We start from the raw sequence: 821 nt of genomic DNA, 5'->3' as shown, positions 1-821 counted from the left end.
CGGGCCCGGCTGGACGGACTCGACACGCTGGTTACCACGGGAGAGGCGTGCCCGGCGGAGTTGGTCGGCGCCTGGGCGCCGGGTCGGCGGATGTTCAACGGCTATGGCCCCTCCGAGACCACCATCTGCGCCACGTCCACTGCGCCGCTGTCGGCGGGGCAGCCGGTGAGCATCGGCACCCCGATCCCGGGGGTGTGCGCGCTGGTGCTCGACGCGCGGCTGAACCCGGCCCCGATCGGGGTGGCGGGCGAACTATATCTGGCCGGGCGCGTCATCGCCCACGGTTATGTCAAGCGGCCGGACCTGACTGCGGAACGGTTTGTGGCCAACCCGTTTGGGGGTGCGGGGGCGCGGATGTATCGCACCGGGGATTTGGTGCGCTGGACGTCTGCGGGTGTGCTGGAGTACTTGGGCCGCACCGATGCCCAGATCAAGTTGCGGGGGCAGCGCATCGAACTGGGTGAGATCGAGAACACCTTGCTGGCGTGCCCGCAGGTCGTTCAGGCCGCGGCCGCCGTGCACCACGGCGCCACCGGTGATCGCCTCATCGGCTACGTCAGTGGGGTGCCGCGCCCCGATCCCGCGGCGGTGCGCCAGCACGCGGGTGCGCGGTTGCCCGATTACATGGTGCCGGCGGAAATTATTGTGCTCGAAGAAGTTCCGTTGACCTCGTCGGGCAAGGTCGATCGTCGGGCGCTGCCGGCGCCGGTGGTGGCCATTGCGCCGTTCCGGGCGCCGCACACCGAGACCGAGAAAATCGTGGCCGAGGTCTTCGCCCAGGTGTTGGGCCAGGATCGGGTCGGACTCGATGACGACTTCTT

At 69.3% G+C, this 821-nt stretch carries 1 protein-coding gene; it reads left to right on the top strand.

The window, feature by feature from the left end; genetic code table 11:
- A partial coding sequence (locus tag A5756_RS02580) for an AMP-binding protein (RefSeq protein WP_156659168.1) occupies positions 1-821 on the top strand: 821 nt, incomplete at both ends.

It is taken from the genome of Mycobacterium sp. 852002-53434_SCH5985345 (genome assembly GCF_001667155.1).
Classification (GTDB): domain Bacteria; phylum Actinomycetota; class Actinomycetes; order Mycobacteriales; family Mycobacteriaceae; genus Mycobacterium.
This window is presented reverse-complemented; position numbering and strand designations above follow the sequence as displayed.